Below are 18621 nucleotides of genomic sequence, written 5' to 3'. Positions count from 1 at the left end.
AAATGGAAAAAGATATAGTTAGAAATGCTTTTAAAATGAAGTTAAAGCCTGGATTTGAGGCAGAGTATAAAAAACGACACGATGAAATTTGGCCTGAATTAGAAACACTATTGTCTGAATCAGGGATTCAAGATTATAGTATTTTTTTAGATGAAGAAACTTTGATTCTTTTTGCAGTACAAAAACTTAATAAGGATTTTGATAGTAGCTTGTTGCCAAATCATCCTATAGTAAAAAAATGGTGGGCTTATATGGGAGATATTATGGATACCAACCCAGATAATTCCCCTGTAGAAAAACCTTTAAAAGAAGTTTTTCATATGGATTAAAGCAAAATTTAATATTTGAGAAAAATATTCCATACAAGGGTGTAGATGATTGTTTATTATTTACACCCTTTTTCTTGTTTCATTAATCCTTGATTAAGGGAAATAAAAATAAATATAGTCATTAGATATCGTTAATGTTTGGAGTTTTCGAATCTTGTTTTTTAAGCTTATAGGTTATTATTTGGTAATAAATAAACGATTTCGTTTAGTGAAATCATAAAAAAAAGCATGTAATAAATGTAAAAATGTAAAGATAACAGGATAGTGCAGGACGGGGTGAAGCTATAAGTTTTAATACTTTTGATGTTAATCGTTTACTTTGAAATAAACGATTAAACTAAACAACTTTTAATAACTAAACTAAACAACTATCTAGACGATGAAAAATCAAATGACGATCTAATCTTCTAATTCTTATGTTTTTCTCTATACCAGATCTACTGGTAGAATGAGAAAAGGTCGTACAAGCTTAAATTAATTTAAACAACTAACTAATCTAAATAACAAATAATGAAGAAAATGATACGCTATTATTTGCTTTTCTTGCCTTTAATTCTTTTTACTAGCTGTAGCAAAGATGAGGTAAATAAGTATTATGAAAGACCAGACAGCCTTGAAGATCCTATTTATCAACAATTAGTGGCACGTGGTAACTTTACCAGTCTAACTGCATTAATTGAAAAAGCAGGATATAAAGATATTTTAGGTAAATCTGGTTATTGGACAATGATAGCTCCTAATGATGCAGCTTTTGCTGAATTTTTTCAAGAGCAAGGTTATGCTAATGCAGCTGCTGTTGAAGATACTACAGCTGTTAAAATAGTTAAATACGCACTAATTTACAATGCCTTTCGTACAGAAAGAATGTCCGATTATCAATCTCCAGCTGGTTGGATGGAAGATATGGCTTTTAAAAGAAGAACTGCTTATTATGTTGGTTATGAAGAAAATGTATCCGTAGGTAGTGGGAATAAAGTATTAATTCAGTCAAACAGAAATAATGCTGAAGGAAGTATTCCATATGTGTCGGGAGATAACAATAATAAACATATCTCTTATTTCATGGATGAATTTATGACAGCTAATGGATTAGGAGCTTCTGATTATAATTATTTTTATCCAGATGCTAATTATATGGGGTTTAATGTTTTAGATGCAGAGGTTATAAATGCTGATATTGTAGCTGAGAATGGTATTATTCATGAGTCAAATAAAGTATTATTGCCTTTACCTAGCCTAGATAAGAAATTACAAGAAAGTCCTAATTATAGTCTTTTTAGAGAATTATTAGAGGAGCATCTTGTTGAATATCCTGTAAATCAAGATGCTACAACAGCTTATTTTAACTACACGGGTAAGACTGATGAGGTTTTGTTGAAAACATATGATCCAGCTTTAATTTTTTCTCCAAATAATGAAAATTATTTAAAAAGTGATGATAACGATGCTCAAACTGACGGGTATACTTTATTTGTTCCAAACAATACAGTGCTTCAAACTTTTATAGATGAAGTGTTGCTAAAAAACTATACATCTTTAAATCAATTACCAAAATATGTATTTGAAGATTTCTTTAATGCGCATATGGTTCAGAACTCTGTATGGCCATCAAAAGCAGCCGGTTTTAGTAATGCATTAGAAGAGGATATTCGTATTGATTTAAATGCCGATATTGATATTGATCCTGTAACTCAAAAAAAGAATGCACAAATCTTAAGTAATGGTTTCTTTTATGGTACTAATAAAATTCAAGAATCAAATTTGTTTTACAGTGTTTATACATCTGCTTATCTAGATCCAGAGTTTACTTTAGCAACACGTTTGTTTAATGATGGTTCTGGCTATAAGGAGATTATAAGTAATATTTATAGTAATTATACTTTATTCTTACCTTCAGATACTGTTCTAGGGGAATTAGGTTTTGACTATGATATTAATAGAACAGAATGGGTTTATGTAGATATAAACGGAAATGAAGTTAGAGGGACTTTAGCAAGAAATAGATTGTTAAGAGTTTTGTTTAATGGTATAGTACCAACACCAAATGGTGAGTTAGATGATCTTTCAGGTTCTGGTATTATTAGATCTGGAGATGTTGATTTAGCTGGAGAATACATAAAGTGGGAAAACAACCAACTTTGGACTGCTGGAAATGATGAATTAGGAAATCGTGTAAATTTAAAAATAGATGCCTCTACTGGGCAACCTAGATATGAAGAACAATCTAATGGGCGTACTTATTATATAGATAATTTGTTACAACCAGCTGAGAACTTCCCAGGAGCTGTATTACAAACTCTTGCAACTCAACCAGGATCTGAATTTGAATATTTTTATAATTACTTAAATAATAGTCCAATTTTTGATAATACAGTAGGTTCTATAGATGGGGTAGAATTAGGAACTTCTTACACTTTTATAATTCCAAACAATGCTGCAATTGAACAAGCTGTATTAGATGGTGTATTGCCAGGAGATCCAACGGTTGGTTCAGCTGCAGATGTGATCGAAGAAGAGCAGATAGCTACTTTTCTTAAGTATCACATTATAGCTACTAGAACTGCTTCTGATGATGGTTTGGTAAATGGATTGTCAGAAACTTTACTTAAAACGGAATTAGGTGAAAAGACATATGTAAATATAGCAAGTGCCCCAGGTGACTTAATATTTACAGATAATGGAAATAGGTTGGCTAGTTTTATTCCAGCACAGAGTAATAACCTTGCCAATCGTACTTTAATTCACTTAGTTGATAACTATCTATTATATACTGAATAAATATGAAACATAATATAAAAAACTTATTATACTGTTTTTCATTTATTGTTATTTCAATAACAACCAATAAGCTTTTTGCTCAAGAAGGTACTATGTTGGTTAGGGGAACAGTAATTGATGCAACGACCAATGAACCAATACTTGGTGCAACAGTAACAGAACAAGATGCAGAAAATAGAACTATATCAGCTGTAGTAACAGATTTTGATGGTAATTTTGCGATCCGATTTAAAAATAAAGTAAGTAATTTAGTAGTATCCTATATGGGATATGCTACTCAAAAGGTAAAACCATCAATGAACAAATTGATGACTGTAGCCATGATTTCTTCATCTACTGATTTAGATGAAATTGAATTGGTAGCTAAAAAAACACCAGAGAGTGGTTTGTTAAATATTGCAGAACGTGATTTAACAACAAGTGTTGTTACGATTAATGCAAAAGAGGTTGAGAATGTTCAAGGGGCTTCTATTGCGGAGCAACTTCAAGGGCGTGTTCCTGGTATGGATATTACAGCAAGTTCTGGAGATCCAGGTGCTGGAATGCAAATTCGTATTAGAGGTACTTCTTCTATTAATGGTAGTTCAGAACCTTTAATTGTTGTAGATGGTATGCCTCTTGAAACTTCGGTTCCTGAAGGATTTAATTTTAGTACTGCTGATCAACAAGGATATGCGGCAATGTTAAATATTGCTCCAAGTGATATTGAAACCATTAGTATTTTAAAAGATGCTGCTGCAACAGCTATGTGGGGAGCTCGTGCTGCTAGTGGGGTTTTAATTATTAATACGAAAAGAGGAGCTGTTGGTAAACCAAGATTTCAATATTCATATAGAGGAACCATGCAGTCTTTGCCAGAACAGATTCCAATGTTAAATGGAGATCAATATTCTCAGTTAATTCCTGAAGCGTATATGAACCGTATAGGGGTTCCTTTAAATACTTTAACTGTAAAAGAATTTCAGTATGATCCTCAGGAGGTATATTGGTATAAAAATTATTCAAACAATACAGATTGGGTAGATGCTATTACCCAAACAGCATTTACGCAAGATCATAATATTACCATGAATGGGGGTGGAGATAAGGCTAGGTACTATGCTTCAGTTGGATTTTATGATTCTAATGGAGTAACCAAAGGAGCAAACTATACACGTTTAAATGGTCGTTTAAATTTAGATTATACAGTTTCTGATAGAATTAGGTTTAGAGCAGATTTATCTTATACAACTTCAAAGAATGACAGAAATTATACAGATGGATCTAAAGATCGTGATTTAATTAGAGGAGTTGCTCAGAAAAAAATGCCAAACATGAGTATTTATGAGTATGATGAACAAGGGAATTTAACTCCAAATTTATTTTCTCCTGAAAATAACATTCAAGGGTCTTATCCAGGGACTTATAATCCTTTGGCTATGATAGAGTTTGCTCAAAATACACAAGAAGATAACCGTATTATTCCTAAATTTAGATTAGATGCGGATCTTGTTCCTGGTTGGTTAAAAACAATTTTTGATTTACAATTTGATTTTAATAGTGTTAAGAGAAAAAGATTTTTACCACAAAATGCAACGGGTAGACCATTTACTGAAAGTATTGTGAACTTGGTAGATGAATCAAACTCTGATGGTTTGGGAATTCAAACAAAAACGAATTTTATTTTCACGCCTAAAATGAATTCAGATATTCATACCTTATCAGCATTAGCATCTTTTCAAACAAACCAATACCAAAGTGAAGGTTATATAGCAACTACTTCTAATTCTGCATCAGTATTGTTAAGAGATCCTTCTATTCCTTCTAGAACAAACACAGGAGGTATAGGTAGTGGTAGTGGTACTCACAGAAATGTGGCTGCCGTATTTAGTGCTCAATATGGACTTTTAGATAGATATTTATTTAATGTAGGGATTCGTACAGATGGTGATTCTAAGTTTGGACCGGGTAGAAGATTTGCTTCGTTTCCTTCGTTATCTACCAGATGGAGAGTTTCTGGAGAACCATTTATGAAGAATTTAAAATTTGTAGACGATTTAAGTTTACGTGCTAGTATAGGGCAATCAGGAGGGGTGCCTAGTAAAGGTGGTAATTATATTTATCAAAACCAATATAATACTTTTGGAAATACTTATTTAGGAGAAAATGGAGTATATTCAGCTAATGTTCAGTTAGATGATTTACAGTGGGAGACTTTAACAGGTAAGAATATTGGTTTTAACACAAGGTTATTTGATTATAGATTTTCTTTAGATGTAGAATTTTATCAAAACCGTACTAGAGGTTTATTATTCCAAAACTTATCAATTCCATCATCCTCAGGTTATAGCTCTTTAGGCTATAAAAATGTTGGAACTATGGATAACCAAGGTTTTGAAATTGGTTTACAATCAACACCATATAAATCAGATAAATGGCAAGTGGACTTTAACTTTAACATTTCTAGAAATGAAAACGTAGTTCGTGAATTATCTGAATATTTGGTTGCAGAAGCGGGAAGTGCTGAACAAAATGGATCTTATAAGAGATATGTGAAGGAAAACAATCCTTTTGGATCTTTTTACGGATATAAATTTAAAGGAGTATATACAGACTTAGAAGCAACAAAAGCTAGAGATGCTCAAGGGAACGTAATTGTAGGCCCTAACGGGCAAGATGTATATATGAGATTTAATTATCCTAATACAGATTATACTTTTCAACCTGGAGATGCAATTTATGAAGATATAAATCATGATGGTAACATAGATAGTAAAGATGTTGTGTATTTAGGAAACAGTAATCCTATGTTTACAGGAGGTTTTGGAACTACTGTAAAATATAACAGGAATTTAAGTTTAATGTTGTTTTTTAACTATCGTTTAGATTATGATGTGATTAATGAAACAGATATGTATACTACAAATATGTATGGTTTTGACAATCAAAGTACAGCAGTGTTGTCTCGTTGGAGAAATCCTGGAGATGTAACCAATATGCCAAGAGCTATATATCGAGGAGGGTTTAACTGGTTAGCTTCTGATAGGTATGTAGAAGACGCTTCTTTTTTAAGATTTAGAACAGCTAGTTTAAGATATAGTTTTGATAAAAAAGTTCTTAAAGGATTAAAAATGGATGACTTGTCAATGTTCTTTACTGTAGATAATATTTACACCTTTACAAATTATCGTGGACAGAATCCTGATACGCGTATGCAAGGTGGAGACATGTTTGGAATAGCGGTAGATAAATCAAGAACTCCAGTACCACGTAAATTTACTGTCGGAATATCTGCCAGATTTTAATAAAAAAAATATTAGATCATGCGAAAAAAAATTATATATATATATGCTATCATCATAGCATCTTTAAATCTAACATCATGTGATGACTATTTAGATTTAAATCCAGAAGATGGAACTACTAGAGAGGAATTTTGGCAAACCAAAGAAGATGTAAGAGCAGCTGTTTTTGGAGTGTACACAGCAATGTTAAATGCACCAAAAAATAGCGGAACTATTGCAGAGCAGATGTTTGTTCATGGAGAAATAAGAGGAGGTATGGTAGATTTGGCTTTTACAACAAGAGACCAGATAGATATGTTAACTACTAACATTCTTCCTACAAACAGCCTTTCAAGATGGGATATGTTTTATGAAATTATTAATTATTGTAATGAAGTACTAGCATTTGGACCAGGTGTGTTGGAGAAAGATCCCACTTTTACACAAGAACAGTTAGATAACTATACTTCAGAAGTATTGGCAATAAGATCATACATGTATTTTTCTTTGTCTCGTATTTTTAGAGACGTTCCTTTGGTATTAACAGCTACATTATCAGATGGAGATAATTTCCAAATTCCTGTGACCAAACAAGAGGATATTTTTAATCAAGTAGTGGCTGATTTGGTTAAAGCAGAGTCTTTAGCAGTAGAAGATTATGGTGACAATGCATCTAATAAAGGACGCATAACAAAGAACACTATTAATACCATGCTTACAGACGTGTATTTATGGCAAGAAAAATATGATGAAGCTCTGATTGCTGCAGATAAAGTAATCAATTCTAGTGAAGATTATCAGTTGCTTGATTCAAGAACTTTAGATTGGTTTAACACAGTATTTGCAAGAGGAAATTCTGTTGAAAGTATTTTTGAATTACAGTATGATACTCAAATACTTTCCCCATTCTACCAGATGTTTTCTAACAATCCAAACTTTATAGCAGAAGCAAGTGTTTTAGAAGATGTATTTGGATTAGATTACAATGATGCAAACAATGTTGATGTAAGAGGACCAAGAGCTTCTTTAGTTCCAGGAACCAATGAAATATATAAGTTTACAGGTATAACTAGTGATAACTTACAACGTAAGCCTTCTCAATCATCAGATACTCACTGGTTTGTTTATAGATATGCTGATTTACTTTTAATGAAAGCAGAGGCATTAAACGAATTAGATAGAGGTCAAGAAGCTATCGATATTATCGAAGACATTCGCTTCTCTAGACAAGCCATAGACTTAACTGAGCAAGTAGTGTCGGAAAATGATAAAATTGGAATTAGAGAGTATATTTTAGCCGAAAGATCTAGGGAGTTAGCTTTTGAAGGTAAGCGTTGGTTTGATATATTAAGAAATGCAAGAAAAGATAATTATGCATATAAAGATATCATCATCGCTATTGCATTAAAGTCTGCCCCAGCAAATCAACAACAAATTATTACAGCTAAGCTTCAAGATGTTAATAGTCATTATATGCCAATAAACGAAAATGAGTTGTTTAATAATAAGGCTCTAGTACAAAATCCTTTTTATAAATAAAAAATTATAAGTCATGAAAAATATTATAAAATTACCTATAATTAGGTTGATGTTTCTGACGATATGTTCAATTTCATTATTAATTGGATGTGAGCCAGAACAATACAAGGAAACTACAGATGAAACTCCTAATATTACTGAGTACTTAAGGGATACACCTGAATATTCTATGTTTCTTGAAATTTTAGAGAAAACAGGATATGATACATTTATGAATACTTATGGTACGTATACTTTGTTTTTGCCGACAAATAATGCCATAGAGAATTACCTAGTTGATAATAATTACACATCAATAGATCAAGTTCCTTTAACGGATTTACAAGAACTTGCTAAATTACATGTATTAGAAGAAAAGATAACAACTACCGAGTTTACAGATGGAAAAATAGCAAGTCCAACTTTACAAGGTCAGTATTTAATTACTGGAGCTGTAAATGATGAAGGTATTTCTAGCGTTGTTGTAAATAAAGAAGCTAAAATTGTTATTTCAAACTATGAAGTTGGAAATGGAATTATTCATGTAATCGATAAAGTATTAATTGTTGCCGTGAAAACATTAGCTGAGACTATTGATAGTGATCCAAATCTTTCAATTTTAGCAGAGGCTATTCATGAAACAAATTGGTACGATGCTTTAAATCAACCTTTAGTACGTAATGAAATTATTGTTGATGATGAAACAGAAATTGTTTATACAGGTCATTTAACTGTATTGGCTCAGACCAATGAAGTTTTTGCTAAAGACAATATTAATAGTTATGCAGAATTAAAAGCTAAGTATAGTCATTTAAATGATCCAACCAACCCTGCAGATAGTCTTAATTTATTTGTAGCGTATAGAATAGTGCCAGGATTAAATTATATGGCAGATTTAGCGGTAACGCAGGCTGTTTTAACAAAAGCCCCATTAGAAGTAATTGGTGTGAAATTGGCTTTAGATACCATTTTACTAAATGAAGAAACTTTTAATGGTGTATTAGAAAAAGGGGTGGCTATCAACAGAGCATCAAGTGATATAACAACTTCAAATGGTGTTTTACATAATGTTGATGAGAACTTCTTTATTAAGAAAAGGCTACCTGCTCCTGTTTATTTTGATTTGGCTGATCAACCAGAGTTTAGAAAATTGAGTGGGGTATTTAGAAAACCTGGTAACGGGGCATCTTTGTTTGATGCTGAATTAGCAGATGTAACATGGGAGGGTAGCCCTGCCGTTACATATTTTGCAGCAGGAATTGGTGATAAAAATGCTGCAGGATGGCATGGAGACTGGTTTGAGGCTTATAGATTAAGAACAGGATACATTAATAACCTTGAATTTACCACTCCAGTAATTATTAAAGGACAATATAAAGTATGGGTGTCTTACAGACAGAATCGTAGAGCACCTAATTCTGTTAGAATGTACTATAATGATGTAGCGTTAGCAAGAACTTTAAATATGACTGAATATAGTAATCAGAGTGAAGCGGAAAGAGTTTTAGAGTCACAAGGTTATAAACGTCATATTTCTCCAAGTAGGTCAGAATTTAACTGTAAATTATTAGGAATTATAAATGTAGAGACTACAGGAAGACACAAAATAAGATTTGAATCATTGACAGGTGCAAGTGGGGCTAGTTGGTTTGATGTAGTTGAATTTAGACCAATAGATATGGATCAGTTATATCCTAAGTTCGAGTCTGGAGGAGATGGACTAATCGATCAATAAAAAAACTAATAAATTAACTTATTCTATTAAGGATGATATCAATAAATAAATTTTCAAAGGCCATATTTGCGGGTATGGCCATTCTAACAGCCGTTTCCTGTTCTGACCCATGGGATGACAGAAGCGAAATAAAAGATAAAAACTTGTCAGATAATCTTACTGAGCGTATCAGTATGACTTCAGAAACAAGTGAGTTTAGTAAATTGTTGAAAGAAACAGGAATGGATAAAATATTATCTAGTTCTAAAACTTTTACTGTATGGGCTCCAACAAATGAAGCAATTGGTCAGGTAGATCCTAATTTACTTTCAGATAAAGAAAGTAAAACATTGTTTGTTCAGAATCATATTGCATTAACAGCTTTTTCTACGGTTAGTGAAATGGATACTGTAAATGTCCAAATGTTATCTAATAAGTATTTTGACTTTTTGGAAAATGGAACGGTTATTAATGACTCTGGGGTTTTAAAAGCAGATCAATATGCATCAAATGGATTGTTACATATCATCGATAAGGCTATTATCCCAAGAAAAAATATTTGGGAATATATTAAAAGTTTAGAAGGAACTAATAAAATGGCTGATTACTTATTAAGTTTAGATGAATTTAATATTTATCACAGGGCAGATAGTATAGCAAAAGCAACAGATAGTATTGCTAATATTGCACCATTAACAGGTGTTTTTTCGGATTCACTAAGCAATTCCTATTTAAAAAATGTTTTTAACTTAAATAATGAGAAAAATAAATATACATTCTTCTTATTAGAAGATGCTGCCTTTGATGCAGAAGTAGCTAAATTAGAGCCATATTTAATAAAAGGTACTGTAGATTCTACTGCTATATATGCAAGTTATTTTAACGTAAGAGATTTGGCTTTTTATAAAGCAATTGATCAACAAAAATTACCAAGTTTTTTAACTTCTCAGTTTGAAGTAGAAGTACCAATTGATCAAAGTAAGATTGTTGAACAGATTGATTTAAGTAATGGTGTGGTCTATGTGATGAGTAGCATGGATATTCCTTTAACAAAACGATTAGTACCTACAATTATTGAAGGTGAAAATAGGTCATATGTATTACAACAATATCCTCGTTCGAGCTTATATACAAGAGAGAAAGAAGATTTAACAGGTGAACCTTTTATAGATTTTATGATGCAAAATCATGGGATTCCTCAATTAAGGGTTGTTTATACTGCTAATGATTTATATACAACAGAGTATAAAGTTTATTGGAGAGCCATAAATGATATTCAAACAAATACTTTTCAGCAAAAATTAAGTTTTGGAGGAGCTTTAGCGGTTAATGATCAAGGTGAGAGATCTATCGTTGATGAATGGGCAGAAACACCTTATGTTGATGTAGCTCCTAATATTTATAATGAGGTTGAAGTTGGTGGTTTTGAACTTTTTATAGCTCCAGGTGGCCAAACTTTAGTATCATTAATAGCTGCAAACAATGGAACTAATGGTAATAATACTATAACATTAGATTATCTAAAATTAGTTCCAGTAATTAAATAATGTCTTATAAACTAACTATTATGCTCAAAATATTTAAACTAACAAGTCTAGCATGTGCATTGTTTTTCGGAGGGATCAACACTAATTTATATGCACAAGTAGACAATAACACTGTTAATTCAGAAACCAAAAACGGTACTTTAATTAAAGGATTGGTTAAAGATGCTGCTACAGGAAATGGACTTGCAGGGATAAGTATATCTGTAGAGAATTTTTCATCAGCTATATCTAATGAAGATGGAACTTTCACAATTAAAGTTCCTAACTTAAATAGTTTACTATCTGTAAAAGGAGAAGGATACCAAGCAAAAGTTTACCCAGTAAATTCGAGAAATGAAGGACTTGAAATTAGTCTTTATGAAGAAAATTATTCTCAAAATTTCCAAGAAGCCAATACACCTGGTAAAAAAGTTTTACAATATGAAAATATACAATCAGCAACTGTCGTAGATTTTGAGAAAGATCAATGGGGGATAACAACAAATCAGTCTGTTGAGAATTTTATTCAAGGTAGAGTTGCTGGTTTAAACAGCGTTGGTAACTCGGGTGTTCCTGGAGCTGGATCATATTTAACAATTAGAGGATTCAATTCTTTATACGCTACTAACAAACCATTAATTATTATTGATGGAATGATTTATGAAGATGATGATTATGGTTCTGGGATTATCCAAAATAATACTTCATCTCCTTTAACGATGTTAGATGTAAAAGACATTGAAGATGTAACTGTAATAAAAGATGGATCATCTTTATATGGTACCAAAGGAGCTAATGGAGTTATTCTTATTACTACAACTAGAGCTACAGAATCAACTACAAAAATTGATTTTGCAATTCAAGGAGGGGTAAATCAAGCCCCATCTATATTACCTGTAATGGATTCAAACGCCTATAGAACTTATATGTCTCAATTAGTTGCGACTAGAGGTGATAGTCAACAACAAATTTCTCAATTACCTTGGATGAATGACGATCCTCAATCGTTATCATATTATAGATATCATAATAATACAAATTGGCAAGATCAAGTTTTTAAATCAACAGAAAATACTAGTTATTTTTTAAAGATAAAAGGAGGAGATAATATTGCTAAATATGGATTGTCTGTTGGATATTTAAAAAATCAAGGAATTACTCAAGGGACTGATTTAAGTAGATATAATACAAGGTTAAATGCAGATTTACGTTTGACTGAAAAATTAAGTATTCTATCAAATATTTCATTTGCATACAATGAAGAAACTCAAAACCATCAAGGACAAGCATATAAATTAAGCCCGATGTATTTGGCTTTAACAAAATCTCCTTTAATTGGAATTTATGAATATGATGAGAACGGTAAAGAGTCTCCAAATTTAACAGATACAGATATTTTTGACAGTGGTAACCCAAATGCAATTAATAAATATGGATATGCATTTAATAAGAATTACCGTTTTTATGGAAATTTAGATGCTAAATATAAAATTAGCAATTCTCTTACAGCGAACATCTTATTAGGGATGACTTATAGTAAAGAGAGAGAAAAATTCTTTGTACCCAACTTTGGTACAGCAAATGTAATTTTACCAACAGCTATTGGAACCAATAGAAGTGGTAGTGAAGTACAAGAATACAAGTCAAGTTATACGGATATATACTTGAATTTTAAAGAAACATTAGGAGGAGTTAATAACATTCATTTACGTGCAGGTTTTAGAAGTCAAATAAACAAATCAGAAAATGATTTAGGATTGGGTTACAATTCTGCTACAGATGATTTTACCACTATTGGTGCGGGTGATAATTCTTTAAGAGTAATTGGAGGAGGAATCGGAGAATGGAATTGGTATAATTTATATGGTGTTTTTAATTATAACATTGCTAACAAATATTACTTTACTTTAAATTCTTCAATTGATAAATCTAGTCGTTTTGGTAACAATACTAACTCGTCATTACTAGGTACTATTGGAGCTGGATGGTTGATTTCATCTGAGAATTTTATGAAAGATATGAGTACCATTAACTTATTAAAAATTCGTTCAAGCTATGGTCTAAGTGGTAATGATGATATTGGAAACTATACATCTCAAGAATTATATGTTTCTCAAAATTTACTAGGAGTTCAAGGTTTGGTACTAAGTAATATTGGAAATCCAGATTTAAAATGGGAACAAGTTCGTAAGTTTAATGTAGGTCTTGATATGTCTTTGTTTAATGAAAGAGTAAATGCTTCATTGGATTTTTATGAGAATAAAACAACTGACATGATTACATATCAATCAACAAATACAATTACAGGTTTAGATTATATTGTTGCAAATGGAGGAAGTATGAAAACCAATGGTTATGAATTAAGTTTAAATACTAGATTGATACAGTCAAAAGATATTAAGTTTGATGTAGGTTTAAATTTAGCTAGATATAAAAATAAAGTATTGAGTCTTCCAGGTGATAATATTCTTAATGAATTTGGTGGGGCTACCTATATTACTGCAGAAGGACAAGATGCTAACTTATTCTATGGTTTAAAAGCAAATGGAGTATATAGCTCTACGTCTGAAGCTTCAGGTGCAGGATTATCTAGAAGGACTGCAGATGGTACATTAATCCCTTTTGGAGGAGGAGATGTTATATTTGAAGATTTAAATGGTGATAAAATAATTGATGATAAAGATCGTAGAGTAATTGGTAACCCTAACCCAGATTTAACAGGAAGTGTGAGTGCAAACTTTACATACAAAAGAATTACTGTATCAGGATTGTTGAATTTTTCTTTAGGAAACGATATTTATAATAGTGTTCGTAATAATTTAGAGAAAATGAGTGGTTATGAAAATCAAAGTTTAGCTGTTCAAAATAGATGGATGGCTGAAGGTCAAGAAACATCTATTCCTAAGGCTACTTGGGGAGATCCTTTAGGAAATTCAGAATTTTCTAGTAGATGGATTGAAGATGGGTCTTATTTAAGACTTAAGACTGTTATGGTTTCATACGACTTTAATGTAAAATCTAGTCTTCTGAGATACTTAAAATTATATGCAAGTGCAAATAATTTATTTACAATAACTGATTATTTAGGTTTTGATCCTGAGTTTAGTGCTACATCCTCTATTTATGGTCAAGGTACTGATGTTGGTTTGATGCCTCAGTTTAGAACTGTCCAATTAGGATTGCGTATAGGACTATAATGATTTTAAATTTTACAAAAATGAAAACAATGATCAAAAATACTAGAAGAAAATATATTATAGGAGTTTTGACTGCTGCTCTTTGTTTGAGTTCTTGCAGTGACTCTATTAATATTGATCCACAAGATAAATTAAATAATAAGCAAGTATATAACAATATATATGATGCTGATGCTGCAATTGTGGGGATATACGGTAAGTTCATGCAACTTGCTGAAAAACATGTGTTATTAAATGAACTAAGAGCCGATTTGGCTAGTCCAACAGAAAATGCAACTAGGTTTATAAAAGAATTAAGTGAACACTCAGTTAGTGATGATAATCCTTATGCAAATCCTAGAGAGTTTTATGAGCTTATTAATTTATGTAATGATGCTCTTAAGAATTTTGAAATCATGAAAAATGAGAAGACAATGTCTTCAGGTGAGTACAATGAACGTTATTCAGATATTGGTTGTTTACGTAGTTGGTTATACTTACAATTAGGAATTCATTATGGGAATGTTCCTTATGTAACAGAGCCAATTGAAAATGTTGATGATATTAAGGATCTTAAAGAAGATGCTAAGTTGTCTTTTAATGATTTATTAAGTGATTTAATAGAGTTTGTAGAAGAAGAATTGCCTTATACAGATCCCTATAGCAACTCTAGTAGTCTAGTAATTGATGTTGATGGTTATAATACAGCAAAGTTCTTTATTAACAAAAAATGTTTATTAGGAGATTTATATTTGTGGCAAGGAAATTATCTAAAGGCAGCTTCTAATTATAAGGAAGTAATGTCAACTGCGGATGGGGCTGCAGATATAAATGATCGTTATGATATATATAGAATTAGAGCTAATTTCCCTAATCAGGTAACTTTGGCCGTAGGATATTTAAGGTATAGAGAGCAAGATATTAATTCGCTAATTAATAGTAATGATGATGGTTGGCGTTCAATGTTTTCTAGAGAAAGAGATGAATTATGGAATACCGAATGGATTTGGTCTTTACCTTTTGATGCAAGTTTTGCTCCTAGAAATCCTTTTATAGATATTTTTTCACCTAGTGGTAGTTATTTAATAAAGCCTTCTCAGGCGGCTATTGATTATTGGGATGATCAAAAGCAATTAAATGGATTTAGTTATGATGCAAGAGGAAAAAAATTTACATATAACATGATTAACGATCAACCAGTAATTATGAAATATTTATATAATTACCTTGGTGAAAACCAGTTACCTATAGATATGTTTGAAACAGGTGGAAATTGGTTTTTGTATCGTGCAGCAAAATTACATTTACGTTTTGCTGAAGCAGCAAACAGAGATGGTCAACAAAGAATAGCTGATGCTTTATTAAATGTTGGTATTCAGTCTGAATATACAACAGGAGCAGTAGATGTAACGAATGAAGAAAAAACAGATTTACCATTTCCTTATGATTTTGATGCTAGACAAGGAGATTTTCCATATTATAGAGGTGATTGGCATAGAAATGATGGTATTCGTCGTAGGGCTTATGTTGAAAGAGCACCAATCATAGGTGATCCTTTAATTTCTTTAGAAGACAATATTATTATGGAGTCTGCTTTAGAATTAGCATACGAAGGAAACCGTTGGGAAGATTTATTACGTATCGCCTTAAGACGTAATGATCCTACTTTTTTAGCAGATAAAATTTATAATAAGTTATCTAAAGATGGAAACCCTAATGCAGGTTCAGTCCGTACAAAACTTATGAATCCAGATAATTGGTATTTACCTTTTAATTGGAAATAATAATTTAAACTATTCAAAAAAAAGGTTTTAAAAGTGTCTACTTTTAAAACCTTTTTTTTGAGTGGTATTAAACTTTAGTTACTATATGCCTGTCTAACTTTATATATAAATAACAAGTATGTTCAATAAACATTTATTTGTTCTATTCGTATTTTGCTACAATTACTTTTCCCAGAGTAACTTCAGCTTAGGATGTTTTGAAGTAAAACATTAACTTTAGAATCTATAATGAAACCACACGAAAATAATGAAGTTACAATTTAAAACCCTTTTATTAATTACCATTGGGATTGGTAATTTTTGTTTTGCTCAAAGCTTAAAATCTGTTTCTATTTTAGGAGATTCTTACTCAACTTTTGATGAACATGTACAACCTAGTGAGAATAGGGTTTGGTACTTCGAGAACCCATCAAATAATACAGATGTAATTAGTGTAAACCAAACATGGTGGCATAAATTTGTGTCGGAGAATAATTATAAACTAGAAATGAATAATTCTTTTTCTGGTTCTACTATTTGTAATACAGGTTATAATAAAGAAGATTATACTTTTTGTTCTTTTATTACTCGTATGAAAAATTTGGGTTCGCCTGATATGATATTAATTTTTGGAGCTACAAATGATGCTTGGGCTGGTGCTCCAATAGGAGAATATCAATATAATAATTGGGATACTAAAGATTTATATAGTTTCCGCCCAGCGATGGCTTATATGTTAGATTATATTACAAATAGATATCCAAATGTTGAAGTTTATTTTATTTTAAACACAGAATTAAAAGAAGAAATCAATGAATCCGTGAAAACCATTTGTAAACATTATGATGTTGATTGTATTGAATTGAAAGATATCGATAAAAAATCAGGACATCCTTCCATAAAAGGAATGGAACAAATTAATAAACAAGTAGCAACTTATATTCATCAATAGATTTTCAATATTTATATAAAAAAAGCTCTAACCAAAAGGTTAGAGCTTTTTTTATAATATTTAGCAGTTGTTATTTCTCATAAAAACTATTGATAAAAAATCGTAATCCAATTTCTTTATTGTTTTTAAGGTAGTTGGCTACAGTAGTAGCAATAAAAGTAGCTCCTTTGATATTGGTATGAGTATGGTCTTGAGGGAAGAATTCTTTAACTTTTTCTTTTCCTAAATCCTCATAGCCTTCAGCAACCAAATTGTGTAAATCAATGTAATAAGCACCTTCAGCTTCAGCAGCTTGTTTAGCCCATCCTACATAGCTATCATTTCTTCTTTCTACCTTTCCGTTAGGCCATTCGTTTCTTGGTGTTAGGCTCAATACAATTGGAATAGCTCCTTTTGCTTTTACCTCACGAATCATGTGTTTTAGATACCAACCATAAGTGTGTACAACTTCTACAAGACTATCTCTATTTACTTCTTGAGTTTCATTACCCATTCCTTTTAAAGAACCTCTGTATTTCTTTTTATTAATGTTACCGGCATCATTATGTCCAAATTGAATAAAAACATAATCACCAGCTTTAAATTGCTTTTTGGCTGCTTCCCACAAACCTTCGTATTCAAAAGTTCTTGTACTTCTACCACCTCTTGCTTTGTTGTAAACATTTACTCTGGTAGTGTCTAACAAACTAGGAAAAGCAACTCCCCAACCAATGGTGTTAGGATTACTGCTAGATGCCATTGTAGAGTCTCCAATTAAATAAATGTCCGTTTTTTCAGGAAGTTTGATGATTGGGTTTTCAAGAAAATATTGTTTGATAGAATTATCAGTCTTTTTTAATTGATCTACAATAATAGAAGCTGCTAATGCTGCTCCTTTCGCAGAAGTATGCGTATGATCTCTTTTGTAAAAATAAGTTCCTGTTACATTACTTTCTCCCAGTTTTTCTAGTTGAGAAGCCATATTGTCGTTCAATTCAATAAATTGAGTTCCAGTTTTTTCAGCTACTTGTTTTGCCCATAAACCGTAAGATTCATTATTTCTTGGCATTTTACCATCTTTCCAATCGTTTCTTGGAATTGGAGACATAATAATTGGAATGGCTCCTTTTGCTTTGGTCTCTTCAACTACTTTGGTAATGTACCATCCATATGAGTGAACAGTTTCGTGTTTACCAGTAATCATGTTCACAATCTTTTCAGACTCATCAGCAATTCCTTTAATGGTTCCTCTTGCTCTTTTATTGTCGTTTAGAGGACCATTGTCATTGTGTCCAAATTGAATTAAAACATAATCTCCTTTTTTGAGTTTTGATTCTACAGCATCCCACAAACCTAAAGCTTGAAAAGTTCTACTACTGGTTCCTCCTAAGGCATGATTTTCAACATTAACTTTGGTTTTATCTAGGTATTGACCAATAAAATCACCCCATCCCCAAAGACCGTTATATCCATCTCCTTTGCCGTTTTTTACGGTAGAGTCTCCTACAGTATAAACAGTGGGTTTACTGTTTTTTATTTCTGTTGTTTTTTCTGTTGATTTACAATTTGTAAATAAAGCTGATAAACAAAGTATTGTTAATAATTTTTTCATGTTGTATTTAT

The 18621-nt window shown here is 31.5% G+C and carries 10 protein-coding genes; 9 read left to right on the top strand and 1 reads right to left on the bottom strand.

The features are described 5' to 3' along the window. The first annotated feature begins 2 nt into the window (after positions 1-2). The 9 genes from rhaM (at position 3) to BUB70_RS00265 (ending at position 17019) form a co-directional block, all read left to right on the top strand. Positions 3-329 carry an L-rhamnose mutarotase gene (gene rhaM, locus BUB70_RS00305; protein ID WP_073117695.1) on the top strand — a complete coding sequence of 109 codons (327 nt, stop codon included), beginning with the start codon at positions 3-5 and terminating at the stop codon, positions 327-329. Positions 330-839: 510 nt separating this feature from the next. After that, positions 840-3107, top strand: coding sequence for a fasciclin domain-containing protein (locus tag BUB70_RS00300; protein ID WP_073117694.1), 2268 nt, complete (start codon positions 840-842; stop codon positions 3105-3107). Positions 3108-3109: 2 nt separating this feature from the next. After that, entirely contained in the window at positions 3110-6391 is a 3282-nt protein-coding gene (locus tag BUB70_RS00295; RefSeq protein WP_073117693.1) for a SusC/RagA family TonB-linked outer membrane protein, read from the top strand. A gap of 18 nt (positions 6392-6409) precedes the next feature. Beyond that, entirely contained in the window at positions 6410-7909 is a 1500-nt protein-coding gene (locus BUB70_RS00290; RefSeq protein WP_073117692.1) for a RagB/SusD family nutrient uptake outer membrane protein, read from the top strand. A 13-nt stretch (positions 7910-7922) separates the two neighbouring features. After that, positions 7923-9623, top strand: a complete 1701-nt coding sequence (locus BUB70_RS00285; protein WP_073117691.1) for a fasciclin domain-containing protein — start codon at positions 7923-7925, stop codon at positions 9621-9623. A 32-nt stretch (positions 9624-9655) separates the two neighbouring features. Next, positions 9656-11149: a fasciclin domain-containing protein gene (locus tag BUB70_RS00280; protein WP_084730120.1), complete on the top strand. Its 1494-nt coding sequence runs from the start codon at positions 9656-9658 to the stop codon at positions 11147-11149. A 20-nt stretch (positions 11150-11169) separates the two neighbouring features. Then, positions 11170-14325: a SusC/RagA family TonB-linked outer membrane protein gene (locus BUB70_RS00275; protein WP_229742998.1), complete on the top strand. Its 3156-nt coding sequence runs from the start codon at positions 11170-11172 to the stop codon at positions 14323-14325. Between the two features lie 20 nt (positions 14326-14345). Beyond that, entirely contained in the window at positions 14346-16088 is a 1743-nt protein-coding gene (locus BUB70_RS00270; RefSeq protein ID WP_073118536.1) for a RagB/SusD family nutrient uptake outer membrane protein, read from the top strand. A 247-nt stretch (positions 16089-16335) separates the two neighbouring features. Continuing rightward, positions 16336-17019: an SGNH/GDSL hydrolase family protein gene (locus BUB70_RS00265; protein ID WP_073117688.1), complete on the top strand. Its 684-nt coding sequence runs from the start codon at positions 16336-16338 to the stop codon at positions 17017-17019. Positions 17020-17089: 70 nt separating this feature from the next. On the opposite strand, the gene BUB70_RS00260 is transcribed toward BUB70_RS00265, so the two are convergent. Continuing rightward, entirely contained in the window at positions 17090-18610 is a 1521-nt protein-coding gene (locus BUB70_RS00260; RefSeq protein WP_073117687.1) for a rhamnogalacturonan acetylesterase, read from the bottom strand. Positions 18611-18621 lie beyond the last annotated feature (11 nt).

The organism is Wenyingzhuangia marina (assembly GCF_900130035.1).
In the GTDB taxonomy this organism is placed as follows: domain Bacteria; phylum Bacteroidota; class Bacteroidia; order Flavobacteriales; family Flavobacteriaceae; genus Wenyingzhuangia; species Wenyingzhuangia marina.
The sequence above is the reverse complement of the archived record's forward strand: the minus strand, read 5'-3'. Positions and strand labels throughout refer to the sequence as shown.